Below are 5,977 nucleotides of genomic sequence, written 5' to 3' on the forward strand. Positions count from 1 at the left end.
TTGCCTTGGGCAACTCCCGCCATACAGCACAGCAAAGCGATGATCAGGCCACGACGCATATCAACGGCTGCGCGTAATGCTCAGGCCCTTGAGCAGGCTCAGTGCCTGGGCCAACTGGTAATCGTCGTCCTGTGGCATCGGCTTGGCTTTCGAGCCGCTGCCGGTAGGCTGGTCGGCGCCGCCGTTGCCGTTGCCCAGGTGACCTTGCAGGTCCGCTTCCTTGTAGAACTCGCTGTCGGCCTCGTTGGTGATCTTGGCCTTGCGCACTTCGATGTCCGGCACGATGCCCTGGGCCTGGATCGAGCGGCCATTCGGCGTGTAGTACAGCGCGGTGGTGATCTTCAAGGCGCGCTCGTTGTTCAGCGGCAGCACAGTTTGCACCGAGCCTTTGCCGAAGCTGGTGGTGCCCATCAGCACGCCGCGTTTCTGGTCTTGCAGGGCGCCGGCGACGATTTCCGAAGCCGAGGCGCTGCCGCCGTTGATCAGCACAACCATTGGCACGCCTTCGCTGAGGTCGTTGCCGGTGGCCGAGAAGCGCAGTTCGGAGTTGGCGATACGGCCCTTGGTGTAGACGATCAGGCCCTTGGTGATGAAGTGGTCGACCACTTCCACCGCTGCCTGCAACACACCGCCCGGGTTGTTGCGCAGGTCGAGCACGATGCCGCTGAGTTTCTTGCCGTTGTCTTTACGCAGCTTGGCCAGGGCCTTGGCCACTTCGTCGCCGGTCTTGACCTGGAACTGGGTGATACGGATGTAACCGTAGCCCGACTCCAGCAGCTGGCTTTTCACGCTCTTGACCGTGATGGTCGCGCGCGCCAGGGTCACGTCAAACGGGTTGCCGCCGTCGCGCACCAGGGTCAGGGTGATTTTCTGGCCGATCTTGCCGCGCATCTTGTCGACGGCTTCGGTCATGGTCTGGCCGCGGGTCGGCTGGCCGTTGATCTTGACGATCAGGTCGCCTGCCTGGATCCCGGCCTTGGACGCTGGCGTGTCATCAATTGGCGAGACCACTTTGATCTGGCCGTCTTCGGCGCCGACTTCAATGCCCAGGCCACCGAATTCACCGCTGGTGCTTTCCTGCAGCTCGGCGAAATCTTCCGGGCCCAGGTAGGCGGAGTGCGGGTCAAGGTTGCTGAGCATGCCCTTGATGGCATTTTCCAGCAGGGTCTTGTCGTCCACCGGTTCGACATAGGCAGCCTTGATCCGGTCCATGACCTCGGCAAAGGTGCGCAACTCGTCCAGCGGCAGCGGGGCCTTGGTGGTCGCGGCCGTAGCTGACTGGGCGGTCTGGTCGGCGAATGCCAAAGGCGCGCCGATCACCAGGGCGATCGTCAGGGCCAGCGATGTGAGGCGGGACAAATGCAGCATGTCGAACGAACTCCTAATGTAGATGCGACCCTTATCCTTGGGTGCGGCACCATTGTGCCGGGTCGCTCGGGCGGCCCTGCTGACGAATAGCGAAGTACAGCGCCGGAGTGTCCTGGCCACCACTGTTACCGACAGTGGAGATGGATTCACCGGCTTTTACAACATCACCTGCCGCTTTGAGCAAAGTTTGATTGTGGCCGTAAAGGCTCAAATAGCCATTACCGTGGTCAAGAATCACCAACAAACCTGCGCCACGCAGCCAATCGGCGAACACCACACGGCCGCCGTGGATGGCGTGGACCTGGGTGCCGGCACCGGCACTGATCATCACACCGTCCCACTTGGCGCGGGTGTCATCGCCACGGGTTTCACCAAAGCGTGCCAGTAATCGACCATCAACTGGCCATGGAAGTTTGCCCCGGGCTGAAGCAAAAGGTCCGCCGAAGGATTCGCCGGCGCTGGAAACCAGCGGGCCAGGCGCTGCACGCGCCGGTTTGCGCGGGGCCGGGGCATCAGTGGCCAGGGCCTCGGCGGCCTCACGCTCGCGCTTTTTTTCGGCTTCCTGCTGGGCGATCAGCGCTTTTTGCCGCGCTTCTTCGGCCTCGCGAGCCTGGCGAGCCAGGGTTTCCTCGATGGTTTTCAGGACCTTGGCCAGGTCGGCCTGGTCTTGCTCGCGATTCTTGAGCTTGGCATCGCGGGCCTTTACGTCGTCATTCAGCTTGGCCAGTGCTTGCTGGCGCTCCTTGCGAACCTTGTCCAGCTCGTCCCGCTGGCTGTCGAGGCTGCTTTTCTGGTCGAGCAACTGCGACTGCTGGTTGGCGATTTCTGTTTCGACATTGGCCAACTGGCGCAGGGTCTCGTTGAAGCTTTTCAATTGCTCCATACGGGCCTTGCTCAGGTAGTCGTAGTAGGTGAGGGTGCGGGCGAATTTTTCCGGGTTCTGCTGGTTGAGCAGCAGCTTGAGGTATTCCTGGCGGCCATTCTGGTAGGCGGCGCGGGCCTGGATCGCGATCAGGCGTTGCTGTTCAACGCGGGCGCTCTGGAGTTTTTTTTTCTCACCGTCGAGTCGCTCCAGTTCCGACTCGCTCTTCTTTAGTTCTTTTTGCAGCTCCTGGACCTGCTTCTCGAGCTTGCCCATCTCGGTTTCCGTGCCGCGCAGGTCTTTCTGCACGCCGGATTTCTCTTCCTGGAGCTTGCCGAGCAGTTTCTTCAGCTCGGTAATGTCCTGACGCGTAGCGTCCAACTGTTGTTGGGTTTGTGCGCGCTCATCGGCAAACGCCGGTTGGAGCAGGCAGACAAGAGCGAGGGTAATCAAGGCGCGAAGCATAGAGGCGGGCGACACCAGGGAAAGGGACGGCCTAGTATGCCCGCCAAGCGCTGCAAAAAAAACGCCTCAAAGCCAACTGCTTTGAGGCGTTCGTCATAAAAAGCCGTTTCGGGCGATTTAATCGGGCGGTTTTGCTATTAAACCAATATCGAAGTGCCAGTCATCTCTTTCGGCTTCTCCAGCCCCATCAGCATCAACATGGTCGGTGCCACGTCGGCCAGCACACCGCCGTCACGCACTTTCAGGTCGCGCTTGCCAACGTAGATGAACGGCACCGGCTCGGTGGTGTGGGCGGTGTGGGCCTGGCCGGTGGATTCGTCGGACATTTGCTCGCAGTTGCCGTGGTCGGCGGTGATCAGCGCTTCGCCGCCCACCTTGTCCAGGGCGTCGACGATGCGGCCGACGCACAGGTCCAGGCATTCCACGGCTTTCACCGCTGCTTCCAGGTTGCCGCTGTGGCCCACCATGTCACCGTTGGCGTAGTTGACCACGATCACGTCATAACGCTGGTGCTCGATGGCGTCGACGATTTTGTCCGTGACTTCCGGGGCACTCATTTCCGGCTGCAGGTCGTAGGTGGCGACTTTTGGCGACGGGATCAGGATGCGTTCTTCACCCGGGAATGGTTCTTCGCGACCGCCGGAGAAGAAGAAGGTCACGTGGGCGTATTTCTCGGTTTCGGCAATGCGCAGTTGGGTCTTGCCGTTTTTCGCCAGGTAATCGCCCAGCACGTTTTCCAGACTGCCCGGGGCGAATGCCGACGGGGCCGGGATGTTGGCGGCGTATTGGGTCAGCATCACGAATTCGACTTTCGGCTGGCGGGCGCGCTCGAAGTCCTTGAAGCCGTCATCGACAAACACATGGCTCAGCTCGCGGGCACGGTCGGCGCGGAAGTTCATGAACACCACGGCGTCGCCGTCTTCGACCTTGACCGGCTCACCGATCGTGGTGGCCTTGACGAATTCGTCGCTCTCGCCACGGGCGTAAGCGGCTTCCAGGCCTTCCTGGGCGGTGGCGGCGTTGAATTCGGCCTGGCCGTCGACGATCAGGTTGTAGGCTTGTGCCACGCGGTCCCAGCGGTTGTCACGGTCCATCGCGAAGTAACGGCCGACCAGGCTGGCGATACGGCCTTTGCCGAGGGTCTTGAAGGTTTCGTCCAGCAGTTCGATGGAGGACTGGGCGCTTTTCGGCGGGGTGTCGCGACCGTCGAGGAAGGCGTGCAGGTAGATTTTCTCGGCACCGCGCTTGAAGGCCAGTTCGGCCATGGCGATCAGGTGGTCCTGGTGACTGTGGACGCCGCCGTCCGACAGCAGGCCCATGAAGTGCACGGCCTTGCCGGCCTTGACCGCTTTGTCCACCGCCGCGCAGATGGTCGGGTTCTCGAAAAATTCGCCGTCGCGGATCGCTTTGGTCACGCGGGTGAAGTCTTGATAGACCACTCGTCCGGCACCGAGGTTCATGTGCCCGACTTCCGAGTTGCCCATCTGGCCGTCCGGCAGGCCAACATCCATGCCCGACCCGGAGATCAGGCCGTTCGGTACGGTAGCGCTCAGACGGTCCAGTACTGGCTTCCTGGCCGAGTACACAGCGTTGTCATGGTGGCTTTCACTGTGTCCGAAGCCATCGAGAATTATCAGGACCAAAGGTTTAGGCGTAGTAGTCATAGATCCTCTCGCGGCGGTAATGAATGAAGGCAATTGAAAAGGGAGTGGCAGTTTAAAGCGAAGTTCCGACCACGTCACCGCTTTACGGGGGTTGGCCGACCATGACGGCTGTGTATACTTACCGCCATTTTAACGCCCTGGAACCTCCTTGATGGTTGATCACCTGATTGCATTTGCCACTACCCACTATTTGCTCGCTGGTGCGTTCGTCGTACTGCTGGCGCTGCTGATCGCTCACGAAATGAGCCGCGGTGGCCGCAGCCTCAGCACGTCCGAGCTGACCGCTCTGGTCAACAAGGATGAGGCTGTAGTGGTGGACATTCGTCCCGCCAAGGATTTCGCCGCCGGTCATATTGTCGGCGCGCTGAACATTCCCCAGGACAAGCTGATTTCGCGCCTGGCCGAGCTGGAAAAGCACAAGGCCAAGACCATCATCCTGGTCGACGCCCAAGGCCAGCACTCCGGCACCCACGCCCGCGAGATGCTGAAATCCGGTTTCAATGCCGCCAAACTGTCGGGTGGTATCTCCAGCTGGCGTGGCGATAACCTGCCGCTGGTGAAGTGATATGAGCCAGGTTGTCGTTTATTCCAGCGATTATTGCCCTTATTGCATGCGGGCCAAGGCCCTGCTTGAGAAAAAGGGCATTGCCTTCGAAGAGATCAAGGTTGATGGCAAGCCCCAGGTGCGCGCCGAGATGACCAAGAAAGCGGGACGCACGTCCGTGCCGCAGATCTGGATCGGTGACAAGCATGTCGGTGGATGCGATGACCTGTTCGCACTCGAGCGCGCCGGTAAACTGGATGCGCTGCTTCACGTCTGACTCACAACCCCTAAAAGACCCCAAGATCACGAAGGATCTGCGATGACTGACCAACAGAACACCGAAGCGGCAGCAGAAGAGGCTCAAGGCCCACAATTTTCCCTGCAGCGTATTTACGTACGCGACTTGTCGTTCGAAGCGCCAAAAAGCCCGGCCATCTTCCGTCAGGAATGGACCCCGAGCGTCGCACTGGACCTGAACACCCGTCAAAAGGCCCTGGAAGGCGACTTCCACGAGGTCGTGCTGACCTTGTCGGTGACCGTCAAGAACGGCGAAGAAGTGGCCTTCATCGCTGAAGTGCAACAGGCCGGCATCTTCCTGATCCAGGGCCTGGACGAAGCGTCCATGAGCCACACCCTGGGCGCGTTCTGCCCGAACATCCTGTTCCCGTATGCCCGTGAGACCCTGGACAGCCTGGTCACCCGTGGCTCGTTCCCGGCGCTGATGCTGGCTCCGGTGAACTTCGATGCCCTGTATGCGCAAGAGCTGCAGCGCATGCAACAGGAAGGTTCGCCAACGGTTCAGTAATTTCGAGCCGACGCTGGACTAAATGTGGGAGCGGGCTTGTGTGGGAGCTGGCTTGCCTGCGATAGCATCACCGCGGTGTGACTGACACACCGAGGTGTTTGTATCGCGGGCAAGCCCGGCTCCCACACAAGCCCGCTCCCACATTTGTTATATGCGTTACTTGAAACCGAGTTGCCGCCAACCTTCGTAGACGGCGACGGCCACGGTGTTGGACAGGTTCAGGCTGCGGCAGCCTTCGCGCATCGGCAGGCGCAGGCGGTGGCCGTCGG

The 5,977-nt window shown here is 60.6% G+C and carries 6 protein-coding genes and 1 pseudogene; 3 read left to right on the top strand and 4 right to left on the bottom strand.

The window, feature by feature from the left end; all coding sequences use genetic code 11:
• Positions 1–60: 60 nt before the first annotated feature.
• The 3 genes from MUM_RS0108730 to gpmI form a co-directional block, all read right to left on the bottom strand.
• Entirely contained in the window at positions 61–1,368 is a 1,308-nt protein-coding gene (locus tag MUM_RS0108730; protein WP_010169088.1) for a S41 family peptidase, read from the bottom strand.
• A 31-nt stretch (positions 1,369–1,399) separates the two neighbouring features.
• Complete coding sequence (locus MUM_RS0108735; protein ID WP_010169090.1) at positions 1,400–2,695, bottom strand: murein hydrolase activator EnvC family protein; 1,296 nt, start codon at positions 2,693–2,695, stop codon at positions 1,400–1,402.
• A 137-nt stretch (positions 2,696–2,832) separates the two neighbouring features.
• Positions 2,833–4,359 (bottom strand): 2,3-bisphosphoglycerate-independent phosphoglycerate mutase, encoded by a 1,527-nt coding sequence (gene gpmI, locus MUM_RS0108740; RefSeq protein WP_010169091.1) that lies wholly within the window; start codon positions 4,357–4,359, stop codon positions 2,833–2,835.
• Positions 4,360–4,510: 151 nt separating this feature from the next.
• Here gpmI and MUM_RS0108745 point away from each other — a divergent pair, with 151 nt between their 5' ends.
• Genes MUM_RS0108745 through secB form a run of 3 tightly spaced genes read left to right on the top strand, consistent with a single transcriptional unit; the run spans position 4,511 to position 5,708 of the window.
• Positions 4,511–4,924, top strand: a complete 414-nt coding sequence (locus tag MUM_RS0108745) for a rhodanese-like domain-containing protein (protein ID WP_010169093.1) — start codon at positions 4,511–4,513, stop codon at positions 4,922–4,924.
• Between the two features lies 1 nt (position 4,925).
• Complete coding sequence (gene grxC, locus MUM_RS0108750) at positions 4,926–5,180, top strand: glutaredoxin 3 (RefSeq protein ID WP_010169095.1); 255 nt, start codon at positions 4,926–4,928, stop codon at positions 5,178–5,180.
• 42 nt (positions 5,181–5,222) lie between these two features.
• Positions 5,223–5,708: a protein-export chaperone SecB gene (gene secB, locus MUM_RS0108755; protein ID WP_003218009.1), complete on the top strand. Its 486-nt coding sequence runs from the start codon at positions 5,223–5,225 to the stop codon at positions 5,706–5,708.
• A gap of 156 nt (positions 5,709–5,864) precedes the next feature.
• Here the strand turns inward: secB and MUM_RS01000000132445 are convergent.
• Positions 5,865–5,977, bottom strand: a pseudogene (locus MUM_RS01000000132445) (tRNA (uridine(34)/cytosine(34)/5-carboxymethylaminomethyluridine(34)-2'-O)-methyltransferase TrmL); the annotation flags it as partial.

Source organism: Pseudomonas sp. PAMC 25886 (genome assembly GCF_000242655.1).
Taxonomy (GTDB): Bacteria; Pseudomonadota; Gammaproteobacteria; order Pseudomonadales; family Pseudomonadaceae; genus Aquipseudomonas.